We start from the raw sequence: 19,867 nt of genomic DNA on the forward strand, positions 1-19,867 counted from the left end.
CCCCCAGTGAATACGACCAAAGTGAATGCGATCAAACATCAGTTCGTCGCTGGTGCGTTCGAGTCTACGCCCGATCTGCCAGGTTGACAACCCTCGATCGAGAATAGTTTTGACGCGGGAATCGGTAGACATCGAGTCACGGTTTCCGCGAAAAATGTCTACCGATCCAGCGTGGCGGAAGGGCCGGCAACCCGACTGCTACTCGGTCTGCCTTCCGAGGGTGAACAATTCCCAGACCTCTTTCTGGTCCTGCGCCCACGGGTCGTAGACGAAGGGTGCGTGCCGCAAAGCCATCGCTGCTTCGCGTGGTGTGCGGTCGGCCTTGAAACCGTTGCAAGACTTGCACGCCGCCACCTGATTGCCGAAAGTGGAAGCGCCGCCGCGGGACTGGGGGACGATGTGGTCCACGGTGTCGGCCGGTCCCTCGCAGTAGGCGCAGATCCACTGGTCTCGACGCAGGATCGTTGGCCCGGACGCGTAGGAGTCGATCGACTTGCCTCCGTATGGACGGTAGGCGTTGCGCTTGATGGCGACGACCTGGTGAATGTGCTGGCTGATGCTGGGCGAATGCACGACGCGCACGAGTGGGGTGCCCTCGACGTTGCGTGCGACGTCGGTGGTCAACAGCACTGCGGCCCGGCGCCAGGTGACGCGGGCGAGTATTTGCAAACCGGCGTTGGTGACAAAGATGGTCATGGCTTCTCCTGGGCAAACGATGGCGTACTCGAGTCGCGCGCCACCGGCACGGGATCAGCCGAAAAGGCGCCCGGTCCCGGTGACGCAGGGGGTGAACCGATACGGCGGTGTCATCCCGCGGGTATCCGTCAGCAGCTCATGCCGACAGTGCAATTCGTTGTCGTCATGCCATGCGGATCGCGAGATCATCTGCGCCACCTCCTTTCGTTGTCGTTGATTCCTCGAAGCGCGCCCAGGGTACCGCCGCATCGAATATGCGTCCAGGATTTAAGGCCGACCGCCACGTGAACAACTGGCCTCATGTCCGCCAGCGGAGGACTTCCAGCGCCGCGGCCACGTCGACGAGACACTCGGCCAGGGGGCGGGGGAGTAGGGCGTCGGCGCGGTCGAGTCGGCGGATGACGGTGTTGCGGTGCGTGTAGAGCCTTTCCGCGGTTCGAGAGGTATTGCACTGCAAGCTGACCCAGGTCCGGAGGGTCTCGATGAGCTCGTCGTCGGCGTGCGCGAGGCGCCCGAGCGTATCGGCGAGGAACTCGTCGCCGGCGGCGGAATCGGCGGTGAGCAGGGAAACGAGCCGGATGTCGTCGTAGTGCACGATGCGATGGCTCGCCCCGAGCTGTGCGTGTCGGCGTTGGGTGGCCAGAGCCTGAAAGTGGCTGGACCGGAAGCCGTCGAGGCCGGTGCCGGGGCGCCCGACGGAGAGCCGTACGCGCGTAGATGTCAGCTCGGGCGTTCCGAACCCGCTCACCGGCAACCAGATCCACCAGGAGGTGGCGCTCGCGACGATGGTGAGGCGGGTGGTCGCCCCGGCGGCTCGGGTGAGTTCGGCGGCGGCGGCCTCGAGGTCGGACGCACCGTCGGGCGTGGTGGACCACAACACCACCGCGGTGTGAGGTCCGGCGAGTCGGTAACCGAGCTGCTCCTGGGCACGATCCATCGGGATCGGTGCACCCTCGAGGACGAGGGAAACCGCCTCCCGGCGCTGGGCGTGGGTGCCGCGGGACAGTTCCTCACGTTCGGCCCTCATCTGTTCGCTCATCGCGGTCACGGTGTCGTCGATGAACGTCGAGATCGACCGCGAGGTGATGTCGAGCAGTTCGCGCAGTTCGGCCAGGTCGTCGGTGAGGCCGAAGCAGATCTCCATCCACAACCGCCACGCGACGCTCTGCGCCGTGCGAAAGGCGTCGAGGGCGGCCTCGTCGAGTCCGCGCCGGACCAGGTCGTGCGTGGCGACCATGATCTCGGCGGTGAGCTGTGCGGGTACGCGCTCGCCGGGGTGCTCGACGTTGTGCAGCGCCCAGCGCATCGTGTTGGCGAGGTTGGTGCGGCGCGTGCCCTCGGCCAGGACGGGGTCCTCGGCGACCGGACGCATCCGCGCCCCGCTCAGCGACGCGTCGTGCAGTTGCTCCACCCAGTCCGCGGGCGGATCGAGGATCTGTTGGGCGCCGACGCGGATCAACTGTTGAATTCGTGGCGGCGACGCAGGCCATTCTCCGTCCATGTGAACATTGTGCACCTCCGGCGATCGTCAGGGTGGGCACATTGCCACTGGCGCGATCGCCACGACGGGGGCACTCTGGATCATGACAACGCTGAGTGTCATATTGGGATGAGGCCCGGACGTACGTGTGCCACGTCGAGACACCCGGCAGCCCAGCGGCGAGGAGAGAACGTGCCCAACACCACCACACCTGTCGAGACCGTCGATGTGCTGATCATCGGCGCCGGGATCTCCGGCATCGGTGCTGCCCACTACCTGACGACGATCGTGCCGCAGAAGTCGTTCGCCATCTTGGAGGGGCGGGCGGTCTCCGGCGGCACCTGGAATCTGTTCAAATATCCGGGCATCCGTTCGGACTCCGACCTGCACACCTTCGGTTTCGCGTTCAAGCCGTGGACCGACAAGCAGTCGATCGCCGACGCGCCCCGCATCGTCGACTATCTGCAGGAGGCGATCCGCGAGGACGACCTCGGCGACAAGATCCGCTACCAGCACAAGGTGCTCTCGGCGCAGTGGTCGAGCCAGGAATGCCGGTGGACGGTCGACATCGAACGCGGTGACACCGGCGAGCACTTTCAGATGAAAGCAGCCTGGCTGTTCGCCGGCGCCGGCTACTACAACTACGACGAGGGTTTCACCCCGAATTTCGAGGGCAGCGAACGCTTCACCGGTCAGATCGTCCACCCGCAGCACTGGCCCGAGGACCTCGACTACACGGGTAAGAAGGTGGTGGTCATCGGCTCCGGCGCCACCGCGGTGACGCTGCTGCCCGCGATGGCGGCCAAGACCGCGCACATCACGATGCTGCAGCGCACGCCGACCTACATCGTGCCGCTGCCCAAGCACGATCCGGTGGCCAACGTCGGCCGCGCAGTTCTCGGCGACAAGCGCGGATATGCCTTGGCGCGTGTGAAAAATATTGCGCAGCAACGCTTGCTGTATGAGGTCTGCCAGCGCTTCCCGAATGCCTCGCGCAAGGTGATCCGCGCGATCAACAAGAAGCTGCTGCCCGAGGGCTTCGACGTCGACAAGCACTTCAATCCGCCGTACAACCCGTGGGACCAGCGGTTGTGTGCCGTGCCCGACGGCGACCTGTTCCGGACGATCCGGGAGGGCAAGGCATCGGTGGTGACCGACCGGATCGCCACCTTCACCGAGAAGGGAATCCTGCTCGAGAGCGGCGAAGAACTCGAGGCCGACATCATCGTCACCGCCACCGGCCTCAACCTGCAGCTCTTCGGCGGCATGGACATCGCCATCGACGGCAAACCCGTGTCGCTGCCCGACACCGTCGCCTACCGTGGATTCATGCTCAGCGGAGTTCCCAATTTCGCGTTCGCGATCGGGTACACGAACTCGTCGTGGACACTGAAGGTCGGACTGCTCTGCGAGCATTTCTGCCGACTGCTCGCCTACATGGACGCCCGCGGCTATCCGGCCGTCGCGCCGATCGCCGATCCGACCATGGAAACCCGACCGCTGCTGGACTTCGGCGCCGGATATGTAAAGCGGTCGTTGGCGAATCTGCCGAAGCAGGGCGTCGCCGAGCCGTGGACCATGTCGATGAGCTATTACAAGGACCGCAAGTCCTTCGACATGGATGTGGCCGACCCGAACCTCGAGTTCACCCGCACTCTGCCGGCGGCTCCGGCAACCGACGCGTCCGATCTGGAGACGGCGAGCGCGTAGAACCCCCACCGAGGAGCCACCGAGGAGGCGCCCGATGCGAACCGGTCCCTCCGAGGTGGCGCTCGCGTTCGACATCGGTGGATCGAAGACGCATGCGGTCCGGGCCGAGGACGGCATCGTCGTCGCCGAGACCGTCGTCGGCAGTGCCAATGTCTCGTCGCGGGGCGTCGAGGAGGCCGGCCGACAACTCGACGCGGCGATCGAGCGGCTCGGCGGCGCGCGTGGAGTGGCCGCGGCGCTGGCCGGTTCGGCCGGGGTCGACACGCCGGCCGCTGTCCGGCGGCTGGAAATACTTCTCGCCGAACGTCTTCCGGGTGCAGCGGTCGGCGTCGTGCACGACACCCATCTGATCTTGGCGGCCGCCGGCCTCGACGAGGGCATCGCGCTGATCAGCGGTACCGGCGCGGTCGCCTGGGGGCGGCGAAACGGGGATGACGTGCGAGCGGGCGGCTGGGGTCATCTGCTCGGCGACGAGGGCAGCGGGTATTGGGTTGCGCGCGAAGCACTTCGATGGGCGCTGCGCGACAACGACCACGGTCGGGTACCCGCCCCGCTGTCGCGGCGGATGGTCGAGGACTGCGAGGTCGATGCCGTCCTCGATCTGCACGACCTGTTCTACACCCGTGCCGATCCGCACTTCTGGGCGCGGCGCGCGCATGTGGTCTTCGAATGCGCTGCCGCCGGTGACGACCGGGCCATCGAGATCATCGACCTCGCCGCCGAGTCGCTCGCCGATCTGGCTTGCACCGTCGCCGACCGGCTCGGACTGGCCGGCCCGCTGGTGCTCGCGGGCGGACAATTGGTCCATCAGCCCGTGCTGGAACGTCGGATTCGTGAGATTCTCGCGCCCAGGGGTATCACCGGCATCCGCGTCCTCGAGGTCGCCCCGGTGCACGGTGCGGTCCGGCTGGCGAACTCGCTCCTCTCGGCGCATTGAGGCTGCCGTGAACAGGCCCGGGCGAAAGGGGATCTCATGAACACCGGACGCACCGACGGGCCCGGTCATCTGATGGCCGCCGAGATCGCCGAGCAGCCCGACGTCTGGCGCACCCTGTTGCGCGCGAGCCGAGGCGAGATCACCTCGGTGGCACGCCATATCGCCGACCGGGGCCCGCGTTTTGTCCAATTCGTCGCGCGCGGCACCAGCGATCATGCGGCGCTCTACGGCAAGTATCTGGTCGAGATCCGGCACGGCTTGCCGACGGGGATGGTGTCGCCGTCGACGATGACCGTTTACGGCGCCCGACCCGATCTGCGGGACGTCCTCTATATCGCGGTCAGCCAGTCGGGCGGTTCGCCCGATCTGGTGCGCTCGGTGCAGGTGGCGCGTGAACAGGGGGCGCTGACCGTCGCCGTCACCAACGCCACCATTTCTGCGCTGGCAGATGCGGCCGAACTCGACCTTCACGTGCACGCCGGCCCCGAGCGCTCGGTTGCCGCCACGAAATCGTATACGGCGGAACTGTTTACGCTGTACCTGCTCTCCGAGGCGATCCTCGGTGCCGACGGTGCGCGCGCGGCAGCGGCATTGCCGGAGCTGGGGGCGCACGTGCTCGACGGGGAGGAGCGGGTGCGGGCGGCGGCGCAGCGGTATCGATTCGCGCAACGGTTGGTGACCACCGGACGTGGATACTCCTATCCCACCGCCCGCGAGGCGGCGCTGAAACTGATGGAGACGTCCTATCTTTCGGCGCAGGCCTTCTCTGGCGCCGATCTGCTGCACGGGCCGTTGGCCACCGTGGACCCGCAGGTGCCGGTGCTCGCCGTGGTTCCCGAAGGAGTCGGCGGCGCGGCGATGCGGCCGGTCCTGGACCGCCTGGCCGAACGTGGTGCGGACGTATTCGGCGTCGGCGCAGGCGAATACGTGTCGACGCTGACCGGCGGGTTCGTCCTGCCGACGGGCGCGCCGCCGGAGTTGTCGCCGTTGCTGGAGATCATCCCGTTCCAGCAATTGGCCTTACACCTGGCGATCGCCCGCAGCGGTGACCCGGACACACCGCGCGGCCTGCGCAAGGTGACGGAAACGCTGTGAATGGTGGTGCCGCGACGGACGCGGTGACAACTATTTCCGCCGGGCGCATCGTCAGCGGGAGCCGGGCGCTGGAACCGGGATGGTTCACCGTGTGTGCAGGCCAGATCGCCGCGGTGGGGCAGGGCGCGCCACCGACGCCGGCCGACCGCTCCTATCCCGACGCCACCATCGTGCCCGGCTTCGTCGACATCCATGTGCACGGCGGTGGGGGAGCCGGCTATATCGACGGCATCGCCGACGAGATCGGCGCCGCGGCCGCATTCCACCGATCGCACGGCACCACAACCACATTGGCGAGTCTGGTGAGTGCGTCGCCAGATGCGCTGGTGCGACAGGTCCGCGCGTTGCGGGACGAGGTGGCGGCGGGCACGATCGCCGGCATCCACATCGAGGGACCGTGGCTGTCACCGGCGCGCTGCGGTGCGCACGGTCCGGCCACGCTGCGTGATCCTGATCCGTACGAGATCGAGGCCCTGCTGCGCATCGGCGGCGGGGCCATCCGGATGATCACGGTCGCCCCCGAACTCGACGGTGGTCTCGACGCGGTGCGGCAGATCGTCGACGCGGGAGCCGTTGCGGCGGTGGGCCATACCGAGGCCACCTACGGTCGGACGTGCGCCGCCATCGACGCCGGCGCACGGGTCGGCACGCACCTGTTCAACGCCATGCGACCGCTCGGCCACCGCGAGCCCGGGCCGGTGCTCGCGCTGTTGTCCGACGACCGCGTCACCGTCGAACTCATCGGGGACGGTGTACACGTCCACCCGGATCTTGCGGCCTATGTGCAGCGGACAGCCGGACCCGGCCGGGTAGCGCTCGTCACCGATGCGATGGCCGCGGCCGGAATGCCCGACGGCGCATACCATCTCGGCGCCGTAGATGTCGATGTGCGCGATGGCGTCGCGCGTGTGCGGGCGAGCGGTGCAATCGAGTCCGGTGTAATCGAGACCGGTGCGATCGCGGGCAGCACCGCCACCATGGACGTCCTGTTCCATCGCGCCGCTCTTGGCCTGTCCGGTGACGGACCGATCACCACCGATGCGCTCGTCGCCGCCGTCGAGATGTGTTCACGCACACCGGCTCGGGCTGTCGGCCTCACCGGTGTCGGCGACCTCGCTCCGGGCTTCGCGGCCGACTACCTCGTGATCGACGCCGACGCCCGGCTGGTCAAGGTGGTCGGGGCCGGCGCGTAGCGCGACTCTCCAGTTCACTCGGGCAGACCGACAGCAACGCGGCCGGCGGGAACGCCCGCCGGCCGCGTTGCTGTCCTGCGGGTCAGCCCGCCGGGGTCGTCTCCTCGCTCGTCTCGGGTGCCTGGGTGGTGGTTTCCTCGGTCGTCGTCGGGACCTCAGGGGTCTCCGTTGACGTCGGGGTTTCGGCGGTGGTGGTTTCGGTCGTGGTGGGCACCAGGGTCTGCCAGGTGGCGGAGGTGACCGCGACCGAACTGCCGCCGAGGGACACTCGCCAGACACCGGTGGAGTCGGTGGCCGAGGTGACCGACGACTGGGAGAGCGAACTCTGATCCACCGACCTCGACTGGCCGTCGGTACACGTCAGTGACACCGATCCGGTGGCTTCGGCCGAGGGTGCCTGGCAGGTCACCGACTGATCGTTGTCGGTGAAGGTGAAGCTGCCGATGGAATCGCCACTGCCGGTGAAGGCGGTCCGCGTCGGCGCGGCCGACGAGGAACTTGAATTCGACTGCGACGCAGAGCTGTTCCCTCCGGATTCGGTGGCTGCCGACGTCGCGCCACCGGCCGGGTTCTGGGCGCCCGACTCCGTGCGGCCCGCACCTTCGGTCGGCGGGGTGTTGCCGTTCTCTTGCGCCATCCGCGTGACCTCCGGAGCCGGTGCCGGATCGCCGGCGCGGGCGAGTCCGTTCTGTGCGGCGGCCTCGTCACTGTGGGCGACCAGTGGCACGTTCAGCGACGTCGGCGTCGGCAACGGCTCGTTCAGTGGTGGCTGACCGGACAGATCGATGATGCCGCCGACGGTTCGGTCGAAGAGCTGCCGTGTCTCCGGATTGAGCAACGTCAACAGTGCGGCCGGCCCACTGGCGGGGGGCGGTGCCTGCGACGGCGCCTGGTTGATCACGGTCGTCGTGTTGTTGATGACGGTGACGTTCTGCGTGTTGTACGCGACGCGAGTGATGTAGTTGACCTGGTAGCCCTGCCAGTGGGCGCCACGGATTCGGTATCCGCCGATGGGCGCAGATGCCGACGGCCCCAACGGATTACCGCATTGGCATCGCACCCGGGGCACGCCGGCGCTGTCGACGAGCACCGACGTACCCGCCTGCAGCACATCTTGGAACGGCACCGCGGAACCGCCGGTATAGCTGTAGTTGGTCACCCATGTGTCGGCCGTGAGAACAACCGGTGTGAGCGTGTCGAGGTAGTAGGGAATGGCCTGGGTGCTTATGCCGTAGACACTTGCCCACGACTTGGCCTGCCCGGGGTGTTGCGCCAGGAAGTTGCCCAGACCGGCCGGGTCGCAGGAGGTGGAACCACCCATGTACAGGCCGGGGGTCGTGCCGCTGACCACCCGGGTGCCCTGATCGGGTGCGCCGGTCTGGGCGCTCAGCCGCAGCCCGTTGTCCAGCGGCCGGTTGGTCAGGTTGGGTTGCGCCATGAACGGCTGATTGCCGGGTGCATCCGCGGAGGTCAGCGAGAGGAACGGAATCGAGAACTCGCCCTTCTTGTGCTTCAGCACAATCACCACCACCGAGGCGAACACGAGCGCGAGGACGGCGACGACCGCGGCGAGAATCAAGGTGAGGTTGCGCCGATTGTGTCGTTGCGGTTCGGGCGGTACGGCCCCGAAAGGCATCGATGGATAGGTCGGCGGTCCGGGTGGATAGTAATTCGACATCTGCTCGGTCTCCTGCGGCGAAACGTTGGTGGTCTGGCCCCCGAGCCACAAGTATTGTGACTGCGCCCGACCGGGATCCAGCGAGTTCGTCCGCATTCGTCCGCCTGAAGGCGAAATCCACCCGAACGGACTACATATCCGTAACGGCCACCAGATTCACCACGATGAACATCGACGGCCGATCTCAGGCCGGGGCGCCGAAATCGAAAAGCGCGCCCATTGTCGTCTGACCGTCGAGCGCCTCCCGGATGATGTCGGCGTGCCCGCTGTGATGTGCCGTTTCCCGCAGCAGGTGCAATGCCATCTTCCGGACCGACCACCATTCCCGCGCCGGCTGCCACGGAGCCGTCGGCTGCGGGATGCTCTCGTCGAGCGAACCCACCTCGGCGATCACGGCGTCGAATTCTGCAGCGGCCTCGCGATAGGCGGCGATCCATCCGTCCAGAGTTTCGTCGGCGGTCAGCTCGTAGCCGTGCGCTGCCTCGCTCATGTCGAATTCGGCGGTCGGATCGCGGTCGATGATGACTTGCGTGTTCCCGCGCGCGACCATTGTCAGGTGCTTGACCAGTCCGCCGAGGGTCAGTTCGCTCACGGTGGTGCGGCGCCGCGCCTGCTCGTCGTCGAGACCACGCAACGTCACCAGGAACATCTCGCGCTGATCGGTGAGGAGCGTCAGCACGTCGGCCTTCTCGCCGCTGACGTCGACGCTGAGGGTGACGGAAGTGTAGGTGCCTGCCATGGTTCTGCCCTTTCGCAGTGGTTTTGCTGGTCACCACCGACGTTAGAGATGATTGCGGACAAGTCGCGTCCGCATTGAAATGGCAGGTGACCGCAGATGCCGGCACACGCGCGGTGAGCAAATCGGTTGCCGCGACGGCGCCGGTCGCGCACCATGCCCCTCATGGCCTCCTCGGATCAACCGCCGCACTCGGATCAACCGCCCTACTCGGGCGAACCCGCTGCCCTGTCCGCGTTGCGGCGCAAACCGGACCGCGGTGGTGACCGGGCCCAACTCGATGACGTCCTCGACGCGGTGCTCGTCGGCACGCTCTCGACCGTCGTCGACGGCTGGCCCTGGTCGGTGCCACTGCTGTTCGCCCGCGACGGTGACGACATCCTTCTGCATGGATCGGTCGCCGCGGGCGGGTTGCGGCATGTGGCGCAGGGTGCGCCGTCGACGTTCACGGTATTCGCGCTCGACGGAATCGTCGTCGCCGAGACGCTTTTCGACCACTCCGCCAACTACCGATCGGCAGTCATCCGGGGTGTACCCGAACGTGTCGCCGACGAGGAGAGCGCCCTGGAGGCATTGTCGGACAGGCTGATTCCGGGACGGGTCGCCGAGACGTCGGCGATCACCCGCAAGGAGTCCGCGGCCACCCTCGTGCTCCGGCTACCCATCGTCGACGGTCAGTGGGTGGCCAAGGCGCGCAGCGGCGGCCCTGGGACGGAGTCCGATGAATGGACCGGCGTCATCCCCGTCCGCACCGTCTACGACGATCCGGTACCCGCGACAGGCACCGAGATCCCCGCGTCGGTGCGGCGCCTGGTGTCGGGGGCCTGACCGGCGTCGCCGAATCACCTCTGCCGCAGGACGAATCGCTGGATCTTGCCGCTCGGTGTCTTCGGCAGCGCGTCCACGAAATGTACCGTCCGCGGATAGGCGTGCGCGGCGAAGCCCGTCTTGACCAGTTGCTGCAACTGCTCCTCGAGAGCGCCGTCGCCGACGACGCCGTCGGCGAGAACGACGAAGGCCTCGAGGACCTCCCCGCGCAAGTCATCGGGGCGGCCGACCACGGCCACGTCGACGACCGACGGGTGAGTGATCAGCACGCTCTCGACGTCGAACGGTCCGATGCGGTAACCGGCCATGATGATCACGTCGTCGTCGCGGGCGGTGAAGAAGTAGTTGCCGTCCTCGTCGCAGCGGCCGGTGTCGCCGGTCAGATACCACCGGCCGTCCTCGGAGAACCGGGCCGCGGTCTTCTCCGGGGCATCGAGATAACCGGTGAACCACATCGCCGGACTGGCCGGCACGTCGATCGCGATCTGCCCGTCGACGATGCCGGTGGCGAAACCGGACATCGGCCGGCCCATCGACCCGGGGATCAGCGGCTCGACGACCCCTGGCTCGAAAATCCCCGGCGCCCAATGATTGTTGATGAACATGCCGTGTTCGGTCTGCCCATAGTGATCCCGGACCTCGGTGCCCAACGCGCCCGTGGCCCACTCGATCACGTCCGGCGTCAACGGCTCACCCGCCGACGATGCGTGCCGAAGCGAGAAACCCTGGACCGCAGTGCTTTTGCTGAGCGACCGATAGACGGTCGGCGCGGCGGCGAAGTTGGTGACGCCGAGCTCGCGCAGAACGCGGGCGGTCAGCTCCGGCGTGAAACCGGCCTGCAGCAAGAGGTTCGGGCGTCCGATCGCCAACGGACCGAGAATTCCGTAGTACAACCCGTACGCCCACCCCGGGTCGGCGGCGTTCCAGAACACGTCGTCCGCGGACACGTCGAGTCCGAACCGCATATACGCGACGAAGGCGGCCAGCGCGCGCACCGGCACCGGCACCCCCTTGGGAGCGCCGGTGGTGCCGCTGGTGAACAACAAGATCAGATGACCGTCGCCGCCGACGGCGACCGACGACTCCCACGGATCGCTGCGCGCGACCAGATCGTCGAAATCCACGACACCCGGCCCGCTCCCGGCGCCGGGCCCATTCGGCCCGCTCCCGGCGCCGGCCACCACAGTGGTGAGCCCGCCGATCCCCTCGAGTTTGCCGACCTGACTCGCCTCGGTCACCACCACCTCGGCGCCGCCGCCCCGCAGCCGCATCTCGATGGCCGGCGTGGCGAATGCGGTGAACAGCGGTATGTACACCGCGCCGAGGCGTGCGAGCGCGAGCAGGGTGACGACGATTTCGGTGCGTTTGCCCATCAACACGCCCACCCGCGAGCCGCGCTCCACACCGAGACCGGCCAAGCCGGTCGCCAGCCTGCGGGAGCGCGCGGCGAGCTCCCCGTAGGTCACCGCCGTGACGACGAGCTCGTCGCCGTCGGTCCCGACGGTGCGGAACGCGATGGCATCGGGGTCGTGGCGGTCGACGAGCAGCGCTGCGGCATCCGCATCGTCGGCGCCGTACTCGGCCAGCAGCGCGGCCACCTCGGCATCGACGGAGGAGTGCGTGGGAGCGGTTGGGGTCATGATTTCACCTGGGCCTCGTGAGTAAGCTGGATCACATTCGCACGCCATTGTCGGACCCCGCCGACGGCATGTGCCACCCCCCGAAGAGGGGTCGGAACAACACGAGGAGGTGACCTCCGATGCCCGAGTCGCTCGCCGCGCCGGTCACCGACGCGTTGCGTCGTCTACGCAAGTCCAGTGGGGTCACGCTGGCTTTCGGGGGAGTGGTCCAATACGGCCGCGGACTGCGGTTGACGCAGTTCGTCGGCCACACCGTCGGTGCACTCGACGGTGTGGCCGTCGACGTCGGGCACGGTCTCGGCGGCAAGGTGGTGGCCATGAACCGGCCGATGGTCGTCGACGACTACCTCGCGACCCCGCAGATCACGCACCGCTACAACGCCGTCATCGCGACCGAGGGTCTGCGCGCGATGGCGGCGGCACCGGTCATCGTCGACGGGGTCCCGGTCGCGGTGATCTACGGGGCACTACACAGCGACGATCGGCTCGGCGACCGCGCCCTCGACGCCCTGGCCGGAGAGGCGCGCACCCTGGAGCAGCAGATCGTCGCCACGCGGGCCTCCGTCGAGGCCGTGGCCGTGCAGCCCGGGGCCGAGGCCCTGCGTATCCGACTGACCGAGGCGTACGCCCGGCTGCGGGGACTCGCGGACTCGGTCGACGACGCCGAGGTCGCCGCCGCGATCGGCAAGATCACCGACGGACTTCTCGACGCCGATCCCCGCCCGGATCGCGCACCCGTCGCGCTGACACGCCGCGAACAGGATGTGCTGGCGCTCGCCGCACTCGGCTATCCCAATGCGCGCATCGCGGCATCGCTCGGCATCGGGCTACAGACCGCGAAGGGCTACCTGAAGTGCGCGATGCGAAAGCTCGGTGCCACAAGCCGATTGGAGGCAGTGACGATCGCACGACGTTCGGGGGTGCTGCCGTGAGAGCTCAGCTGTTGCGCAGCGCCTCGATGAGGTCGTCCTTCTTCATCGACGAATAGCCCGAGACGTCGAGTTCCTTTGCACGAGAGCGCAACTCGTCGACGGTCCAGTCCTCGTACGAGCCGGAATGGCCGCCTTTGGAGCCGACCGACGAACGCCCCTTGTTCGCAGCGGCATTCGCGATCCGCGCGGACTTCTGCTTGGAATTGCCCTCGTCACGCAGCTTTTCATAGAGTTCGTCGTCCTTGACCGATGGGCCAGGATCCTTGTTCGGCATGGCTGTCTCCTTTCGGTGCCGACAACGTTACGCCGAGCGCACCGGGCCGACAGGTCGTCGCGCGACCGGCCGGTCGAAAATCCGAACGGAGGTGTAACCATCACTCCGACGGGGTATGCCGGTTGCAGAAAGATGTCAACTGACTACGGCACAGGAGGACAGCGGCGTGGGCAAGAAGGACGGCGGCGGAAAAAAGAAAGCGATCAGGCGCCTCGACGCCCAGATCGGACGACTCACCAAACAGGTCTCCCAACTGGAGAAGGCCGCCCGCGAGCGGGTCGGCCGCGCCCAAGACGACGTGCTCGCGGCCGTCGGTGTCGGCGGGGCCAAGCTCGACGGGAAGAAGCCCGGCGGGTCGGGCAAAACTCCCGGGGAGAAGAAGACCCCCGACAAGAAGGCCCGCGACAAAAAGCCTTCGGGGAAGAAGACCGAGGCGAAGAAGACCCAGACCAAGAACGCTCCCGCGAAGAAGACGTCGACAAAGGCCTCGGGGACAAAGAGCGCATCGACAAAGAAGGCGTCGGGCACAAAGAAGGCGTCGGGTCCGAAGTCGCCGGGGAAGAAGAAGTCCGCGCCCGCGAAGGGCGGAGCGAAGGCGAAAGGCGGATCGAAGGTCGCCGACCTCCGTGCAGCGGCAAAGGCGGAGGGGATCAAGGGCTACTCGTCGATGACGAAGGCCCAGTTGCGCGATGCCCTGAAGTAGTACGGGCTGAAGTAGTGCGGCCCTGAAGTAGTACGCGCTGAAGTCGCGACGCCGGTCGATCTCCCGCGTGCGCACTGTCCTGATGGCCAGTGTGATCCACCGCACATCTCTGGAAGTATGTTTCAGATGACGGGCACATACTCCTTTCTCGATGTCTCGACATTCCAGGATGCGGCCGACCGGATTCTGCAGGGAGCGTGCGCCGATGAGGCGCGGGTGCCCGGCGTCGTGGCGATGGTGACCAGCCGAGAGGAAACCGTCTACTCGGGTGCGGCGGGCCTCCGGCGAATCGACGGGTCGGCGCCGATCACCACCGACGATGTCTTCGCGATCTTCTCGACCACCAAGGCGATCACTGCGACGACCGCGTTGCAACTCGTCGAGGAGGGCGTTCTCGATCTCGATGCGCCGGCGAGCGACTACGCCCCCGAGATCGGTACGTTGCAGGTCATCGAGGGTTTCGACGATGATGGCGAACCGATTCTGCGCGCCCCGAGGTCGGTGCCGACCACTCGTCACTCCTCACGCACACCGGTGGTTTCGGCTATGACTTCTTCGACGAGACCTACAATCGGCTCGCCGAGGAGAAGGGTCAGCCCAGCGTCATCACGGCGACACGGGCGGCGCTGACGACCCCGCTGCTCTTCGATCCGGGGCAGCGATGGCAGTACGGAACCAACGTCGACTGGGTCGGGCAGGTCGTGGAGGGATTGCGCGGCAAACGACTCGGCGAGGTGTTCGCCGAACGCATCTTCGGGCCGCTGGGCATCGAGAACATGAGTTTCATCCTGCGCGACGACTTCCGCACCCGGCTGGCCGAGATCCACGCCCGCAACGCCGACGGTTCGTTGACCCCGATGGGGCTGGAGTTGCCGTCGCCGCCGGACGTCGACTTCGGTGGACACGGACTGTACGGAACCGTCGGCGACTACCTGAAGTTCATCCGGATGTGGCTCAATGACGGTGCCGGAGAAGGCGGTCGGGTTCTCGAGGCGGAGACGGTCGAGATGGCCGTGCGCAATCACCTCGGTGACCTGCCGGTCACCATGCTCCCCGGTGTCATCCCGACTCTGTCCAACGATGCGGAATTCTTTCCGGGACAGTCGAAGTCATGGTCGCTGCCGTTCATGATCAACAACGAGCAGGCCCCGACCGGGCGGCCCGCCGGTGCGCTGGGATGGGCAGGGCTGGCCAACCTGTTCTATTGGATCGACCGGCAGAACGGATACGGCGGATATTGGGCCACCCAGATCCTGCCGTTCGGCGATCCGACGTCGTTCACGAGGTATCTGGAGTTCGAGACGGCATTCTATGACGCGCTGAAGGGGTAGGGCGGCGACCCGAGGTTGGGGAACAATGGGCTCGTGACGAACGATCCCGACGCCTGGCTGCAACTGCGTGCGGTCGTCGACGGCCCGCTGCCGGAGATCGCGGTGCGATTCTCGCGGTTCCTGATGGCGCAGGCCCCGCACGATGCGCTGGTCATCTTCACCCGCGAGTGCACGGGCCGCCCGCGCAAGGTCGCCGGTGATGCCGACATCGTCGACCGCGTCACCGTCGCCGAACTCGATGCCGTCAAGGACGCCACCCAGGTCGGTGAGGTGGTGCAGCGCAGTGCAGTTCTCGCGGGCGCTGAGCGCCGGATCCGGGCGGCCCGCGACGAGACCGACACCCTGCTCGTGCTGGTTCCCGGACGGGCGCCCACGGCGGCGCCCGAGATGCTGCGGGCCTGGTTCGCCATCGTCGCGGTGTCCATCCGCCAGCAGGTCGCGCAGGCGAGCCCCGACTATCTGGCCGAGTCGCGGGCAGCGTCGAGTGAGCGCGCCCGCACCATCCGGCAACTGACCGAGACCCATGAGGACACGCTCGGCTCGATCCTCGGGACCCTGCGTTCACGGGACCTCGACGATCGGACCGCCCGCTCGACCGCCGCGGAGACCGCGTCGTCGGCACTCATCGCGCTGCGGACCGTCGGCGACACCGATCGCACACTGGCCACCGAGGCGGTGACCACCGCTTTCGGCCGGCTGCAGGCCGAGCTCGAACCGGTGCTGCGTCACCTCGGCGCCGACGTCGACTACGTCCGGCCCGTTGCCGACGGCCGTTCGCTGCCCGGTGAGATCGCGCATGCGGCGCGCGCGGTCGTGCGGGCGGTCGCGGTCGCCGTGGCCTCGCAGCAGCACTCGCACCGTGTCCGTGTCGCCTGGGACTGTGTGGACGACGACCTCGTCGTCGACGTCCGTGATCAGGGCAGCGGGGAACTCGACGGAGATTCGCTGCGCCGTCAGCTGGCCGGTCGTCTGCAGGCGCTCGACGGTCGGCTCGAGGTCGAGACCATCGGCGGATGGGGCAGCCGGGTCTCGGCGCACATCCCGCTGCAGGCCCCCGATGCGCGGCCCGGCGAAGACCTGCTGTCGTCACTGAATCCGCGGGAGGTCGAGGTGCTCGGCCACCTGGCGTTGGGGCGGCGCAACAAGGTGATCGCCGCCGAACTCGGGGTCAGTGAGAGCACCATCAAGTTCCATGTCACCTCGATCCTGCAGAAGTTGCAGGTCACCAACCGCGGGGAGGCCGGGCTGCTCGGGGCGCGGGCGGGGATCGTTGCCGGTGAGCAGGCGAGGTGAGCGAGCACGGTCGCACCGGCCGATCGAGCGCAGTACTTTCGTCTAGGTAGAACCATCCATTCGAGTGGCTGCATGTGTGTGCCGGCGCCGCGAGACTGAGAGGTGTACCGGACTGTGCATACGCAGTCCGGGGTTGTGCGCACCGAGAGTCGGACCCCACCGGGACGACACGGAAAGGACAGAGAAACAGATATGTCGGAGCAGACGGTCAAGGGAGTCATCTCGCGGAGCAAGGGCGCGGCGACGGAAATCGTCGACGTGGTGATCCCGGACCCGGGCCCGCGGGACGTGATCGTGAAGATCCAGGCGTGCGGCGTCTGCCACACCGATCTCGCCTACAAACAGGGCGGCATCAATGACGAATACCCCTTCCTGCTCGGCCACGAGGCCGCCGGGATCGTCGAGACCGTCGGGTCGGAGGTCAGCCACGTCGAGGTCGGCGACTTCGTCGTCCTCAACTGGCGCGCGGTCTGCGGGGAATGCCGTGCGTGTAAGCGGGGCCGGCCGTGGTACTGCTTCGACACCTTCAACGCGTCGACGCCGATGGCACTCACCGACGGCACCGAACTCACCGCGGCGCTGGGCATCGGTGCGTTCGTCGAGAAGACGCTCATCCACGAATTGCAGTGCACCAAGGTCAATCCCGAGACCGACCCGGCCGTCGCCGGGCTGCTCGGCTGCGGTGTGATGGCCGGTCTGGGTGCGGCGATGAACACCGGCAACGTCGGACGCGGCGATTCGGTGGCCGTGATCGGCTGCGGCGGTGTCGGTGACGCCGCCATTGCCGGTGCCCGCCTCGCCGGTGCGACCACGATCGTCGCCATCGACCGCGATCCGGCAAAACTGAAGTGGGCCACCGAACTCGGCGCCACCCACACCATCAACGGCGCCGAGACCGACGACGTGGTGACCGCCGTGCAGGATCTCACCGACGGCAACGGCGTCGACGTCATCATCGACGCGGTCGGCCGCCCCGAAACCTACAAGCAGGCGTTCTACGCCCGCGATCTCGCCGGCACCGTGGTGCTCGTCGGCGTGCCGACCCCCGAGATGACACTCGAGCTGCCATTGGTCGACTTCTTCTCTCGCGGTGGGGCATTGAAGTCGTCCTGGTACGGCGACGCTCTGCCCGAGCGGGACTTCCCGATGCTCATCGACCTCTACGAGCAGGGACGGCTGCCGCTGGACAAGTTCGTCACCGAACGCGTCGGACTCGGCGACGTCGAGTCGGCGTTCTCCGCGATGGAGGCCGGCAAGGTGCTGCGCTCGGTGGTGGAATTCTGATGGCGCTGAAGATCGACAAGGTCGTCACCTCGGGCACCTTCAGCCTCGACGGCGGAACGTGGGACGTCGACAACAACATCTGGATCGTCGGCGACGACGACGAGGTCGTCATCATCGACGCCGCACATTCGGCGGCGCCGATCCTCGACACCGTGGGCGATCGGACCGTACGCGCAATCCTGTTGACGCACGGGCACAATGACCACATCACCGTCGCGCCGGAACTATCGGCACAGACCGGCGCGCCGATCCTGCTGCATCCCGGCGACGACATGCTCTGGAACGACACGCATCCCGGTGTCGCACACCAGGATCTCGCCGACGGCCAGCAGATCGAGGTGGCCGGCACGGCACTGACGGTGCTCAACACGCCGGGACATTCACCCGGGTCGTCGGTCATCCACGTGCCTGAGGCGGGAGTGCTGTTCAGCGGCGACACCCTGTTCCAGGGCGGCCCGGGTGCGACGGGACGCTCGTTCTCGAGTTTCCCGACGATCATCGAGTCCATCCGCGACAAGATCTTCACCCTCGACCCGGCGACCAAGGTCTACACCGGCCACGGCGGCGGCACCACCGTCGCCGACGAGGCGCCGCACCTGGAGGAATGGATCCGGCCGGGTAGCTGACCCGGCGTAGCTGCGGGGATCGGCCGGGGGCGTAACGTCTGCGCGGTGAGTGAGTCCACCCTCCCCGCCGCCGATCCCGCGAGCCCATCGGTGCCGCGCGGCCGAATCATCATCGCGTCGATGGTCGGTACGAGCATCGAGTTCTTCGATTTCTACATCTACGCGACGGCCGCGGTGCTGGTGTTCCCGACGCTGTTCTTCCCGAAGGGCAACGACACCGCCGCGCTGCTGTCGTCGTTCGCGACGTTCGGGCTGGCGTTCGTGGCACGTCCGATCGGGTCGGTCCTGTTCGGCCACTTCGGCGATCGGATCGGCCGCAAGGCGACACTGGTGGCCTCGCTGCTGACGATGGGGATCGCGACCTTCGCGATCGGCCTGCTGCCGACGTACGGGTCGATCGGCTACGGCGCACCGGCATTGCTTGCGCTGCTGCGGTTCTGCCAGGGACTCGGGCTCGGCGGCGAATGGTCGGGGGCGGCGCTGCTCGCGACCGAGACCGCGGCGAAGGGCAAGCGGGCGTGGGCGGCGATGTGGCCGCAACTCGGGGCGCCGATCGGTTTCTTCGTCGCCAACGCCACCTTCTTGCTGCTGATGGTGGGTCTGGACTTCGACGCCAAGACCGCGACCTCCAACCATGCCTTCCTCACGTGGGGCTGGCGCATCCCGTTCCTGGCCAGCTCGGTGATGGTCGTCATCGGGCTCTACGTGCGGCTGAAGCTCACCGAGACACCGGTATTCGCCCGCGCCGTCGAAGAGGGCAAGAAGGTTCGCGCGCCGCTCGCCGAGGTGCTCAAGACCAGTTGGCGGCCACTGATCGCCGGCACGTTCATCATGCTGGCCACCTACACGCTGTTCTACATCGTCACCACCTGGACGACGTCGTACGGCACCGGCAAGGTGACCGACGCGTCGGGGGTGAAACTGTCCATAAGTTACGTCGACTTCCTCGGCCTCCAGCTCATCTCGGTGCTCTTCTTCGCCGGCTGCGTACCGATCTCCGGGCTGCTCGCCGACCGGTACGGCCGCCGGCCGGTGCTGCTGATCATCACCGCGGCCATCATCGTCTTCGGTTTCTGCTTCGGCTGGCTGCTGAACCCGTCGTCGGTGACCGACGGCATGATGCTGGTGTTCCTCATCCTGGGCATGGCGCTGATGGGCCTGACCTTCGGGCCGATGAGTGCGATTCTGCCCGAACTGTTCCCGACGAATGTGCGCTACACCGGATCGGGCATCTCCTACAATGTCGCCTCCATCCTCGGTGCGGCGGTCGCACCGTTCATCGCGACCTGGGTGGTCGCCGATTACGGCGTGTTCTGGGTGGGGGTGTACCTCGCGGTCGCCGGGTTGCTCACCCTGATCGCGTTGTGGTCGGTGTCGGAGACCCGATCGGTGGACCTGTCCGAGCTGTGAGCCGGGCCCGACGCGCGCCGG

At 67.2% G+C, this 19,867-nt stretch carries 17 protein-coding genes and 1 pseudogene; 12 read left to right on the top strand and 6 right to left on the bottom strand.

Going from position 1 to position 19,867, the window contains the following annotated elements; all coding sequences use genetic code 11:
* Positions 1 to 198: 198 nt before the first annotated feature.
* Both ACPXB3_RS20900 and ACPXB3_RS20905 read right to left on the bottom strand, forming a co-directional pair.
* Positions 199 to 696: an HNH endonuclease gene (locus ACPXB3_RS20900; protein ID WP_425707032.1), complete on the bottom strand. Its 498-nt coding sequence runs from the start codon at positions 694 to 696 to the stop codon at positions 199 to 201.
* Between the two features lie 298 nt (positions 697 to 994).
* Positions 995 to 2,197, bottom strand: coding sequence for a PucR family transcriptional regulator (locus tag ACPXB3_RS20905; protein ID WP_425729397.1), 1,203 nt, complete (start codon positions 2,195 to 2,197; stop codon positions 995 to 997).
* Positions 2,198 to 2,368: 171 nt separating this feature from the next.
* Between ACPXB3_RS20905 and ACPXB3_RS20910 the strand changes: the two genes are divergently transcribed.
* The 4 genes from ACPXB3_RS20910 (at position 2,369) to ACPXB3_RS20925 (ending at position 7,111) form a co-directional block, all read left to right on the top strand.
* The gene (locus ACPXB3_RS20910) at positions 2,369 to 3,886 is read left to right on the top strand and encodes a flavin-containing monooxygenase (protein ID WP_425707030.1); all 1,518 of its coding nucleotides are present in this window, start codon (positions 2,369 to 2,371) and stop codon (positions 3,884 to 3,886) included.
* A 34-nt stretch (positions 3,887 to 3,920) separates the two neighbouring features.
* Positions 3,921 to 4,823 (top strand): N-acetylglucosamine kinase, encoded by a 903-nt coding sequence (locus ACPXB3_RS20915; RefSeq protein WP_425729399.1) that lies wholly within the window; start codon positions 3,921 to 3,923, stop codon positions 4,821 to 4,823.
* Between the two features lie 72 nt (positions 4,824 to 4,895).
* Positions 4,896 to 5,918: an SIS domain-containing protein gene (locus ACPXB3_RS20920; protein ID WP_425729433.1), complete on the top strand. Its 1,023-nt coding sequence runs from the start codon at positions 4,896 to 4,898 to the stop codon at positions 5,916 to 5,918.
* Positions 5,919 to 5,941: 23 nt separating this feature from the next.
* A complete protein-coding gene (locus ACPXB3_RS20925) occupies positions 5,942 to 7,111 on the top strand; it encodes an N-acetylglucosamine-6-phosphate deacetylase (protein ID WP_425729401.1) in 1,170 nt (389 codons plus the stop codon).
* 82 nt (positions 7,112 to 7,193) lie between these two features.
* Here the strand turns inward: ACPXB3_RS20925 and ACPXB3_RS20930 are convergent, their stop codons facing one another.
* Both ACPXB3_RS20930 and ACPXB3_RS20935 read right to left on the bottom strand, forming a co-directional pair.
* Complete coding sequence (locus ACPXB3_RS20930) at positions 7,194 to 8,789, bottom strand: DUF6777 domain-containing protein (protein ID WP_425729403.1); 1,596 nt, start codon at positions 8,787 to 8,789, stop codon at positions 7,194 to 7,196.
* A 184-nt stretch (positions 8,790 to 8,973) separates the two neighbouring features.
* A complete protein-coding gene (locus ACPXB3_RS20935) occupies positions 8,974 to 9,528 on the bottom strand; it encodes a DinB family protein (RefSeq protein WP_425729405.1) in 555 nt (184 codons plus the stop codon).
* A 162-nt stretch (positions 9,529 to 9,690) separates the two neighbouring features.
* Between ACPXB3_RS20935 and ACPXB3_RS20940 the strand changes: the two genes are divergently transcribed.
* Positions 9,691 to 10,353, top strand: coding sequence for a pyridoxamine 5'-phosphate oxidase family protein (locus ACPXB3_RS20940; RefSeq protein WP_425729407.1), 663 nt, complete (start codon positions 9,691 to 9,693; stop codon positions 10,351 to 10,353).
* 14 nt (positions 10,354 to 10,367) lie between these two features.
* Here the strand turns inward: ACPXB3_RS20940 and ACPXB3_RS20945 are convergent, their stop codons facing one another.
* Positions 10,368 to 11,993, bottom strand: coding sequence for an AMP-binding protein (locus ACPXB3_RS20945; protein ID WP_425729408.1), 1,626 nt, complete (start codon positions 11,991 to 11,993; stop codon positions 10,368 to 10,370).
* Between the two features lie 119 nt (positions 11,994 to 12,112).
* Here ACPXB3_RS20945 and ACPXB3_RS20950 point away from each other — a divergent pair, with 119 nt between their 5' ends.
* Positions 12,113 to 12,925 carry a LuxR C-terminal-related transcriptional regulator gene (locus tag ACPXB3_RS20950; protein ID WP_425729410.1) on the top strand — a complete coding sequence of 271 codons (813 nt, stop codon included), beginning with the start codon at positions 12,113 to 12,115 and terminating at the stop codon, positions 12,923 to 12,925.
* A 4-nt stretch (positions 12,926 to 12,929) separates the two neighbouring features.
* Here the strand turns inward: ACPXB3_RS20950 and ACPXB3_RS20955 are convergent, their stop codons facing one another.
* On the bottom strand, positions 12,930 to 13,199 hold the full coding sequence (locus ACPXB3_RS20955) for a Rho termination factor N-terminal domain-containing protein (protein WP_425707022.1): 270 nt from the start codon (positions 13,197 to 13,199) through the stop codon (positions 12,930 to 12,932).
* Positions 13,200 to 13,365: 166 nt separating this feature from the next.
* Here ACPXB3_RS20955 and ACPXB3_RS20960 point away from each other — a divergent pair, with 166 nt between their 5' ends.
* From ACPXB3_RS20960 to ACPXB3_RS20985, 6 genes and pseudogenes are all read left to right on the top strand, one after another.
* The gene (locus ACPXB3_RS20960; RefSeq protein WP_425729412.1) at positions 13,366 to 13,902 is read left to right on the top strand and encodes a Rho termination factor N-terminal domain-containing protein; all 537 of its coding nucleotides are present in this window, start codon (positions 13,366 to 13,368) and stop codon (positions 13,900 to 13,902) included.
* A 126-nt stretch (positions 13,903 to 14,028) separates the two neighbouring features.
* Positions 14,029 to 15,233, top strand: a pseudogene (locus tag ACPXB3_RS20965) (serine hydrolase domain-containing protein).
* Positions 15,234 to 15,266: 33 nt separating this feature from the next.
* The gene (locus ACPXB3_RS20970; protein WP_425729414.1) at positions 15,267 to 16,526 is read left to right on the top strand and encodes a response regulator transcription factor; all 1,260 of its coding nucleotides are present in this window, start codon (positions 15,267 to 15,269) and stop codon (positions 16,524 to 16,526) included.
* A 192-nt stretch (positions 16,527 to 16,718) separates the two neighbouring features.
* Entirely contained in the window at positions 16,719 to 17,810 is a 1,092-nt protein-coding gene (locus ACPXB3_RS20975; protein ID WP_425729416.1) for an S-(hydroxymethyl)mycothiol dehydrogenase, read from the top strand.
* The gene (locus ACPXB3_RS20980) at positions 17,810 to 18,436 is read left to right on the top strand and encodes an MBL fold metallo-hydrolase (RefSeq protein WP_425729418.1); all 627 of its coding nucleotides are present in this window, start codon (positions 17,810 to 17,812) and stop codon (positions 18,434 to 18,436) included. The genes ACPXB3_RS20975 and ACPXB3_RS20980 overlap by 1 nt, the downstream gene beginning before the upstream one ends.
* Positions 18,437 to 18,556: 120 nt before the next feature.
* A complete protein-coding gene (locus ACPXB3_RS20985) occupies positions 18,557 to 19,846 on the top strand; it encodes an MFS transporter (protein WP_425729435.1) in 1,290 nt (429 codons plus the stop codon).
* Positions 19,847 to 19,867: the final 21 nt, after the last annotated feature.

The sequence above is a fragment of the Gordonia sp. DT219 genome (assembly GCF_049847065.1).
GTDB lineage: Bacteria > Actinomycetota > Actinomycetes > Mycobacteriales > Mycobacteriaceae > Gordonia.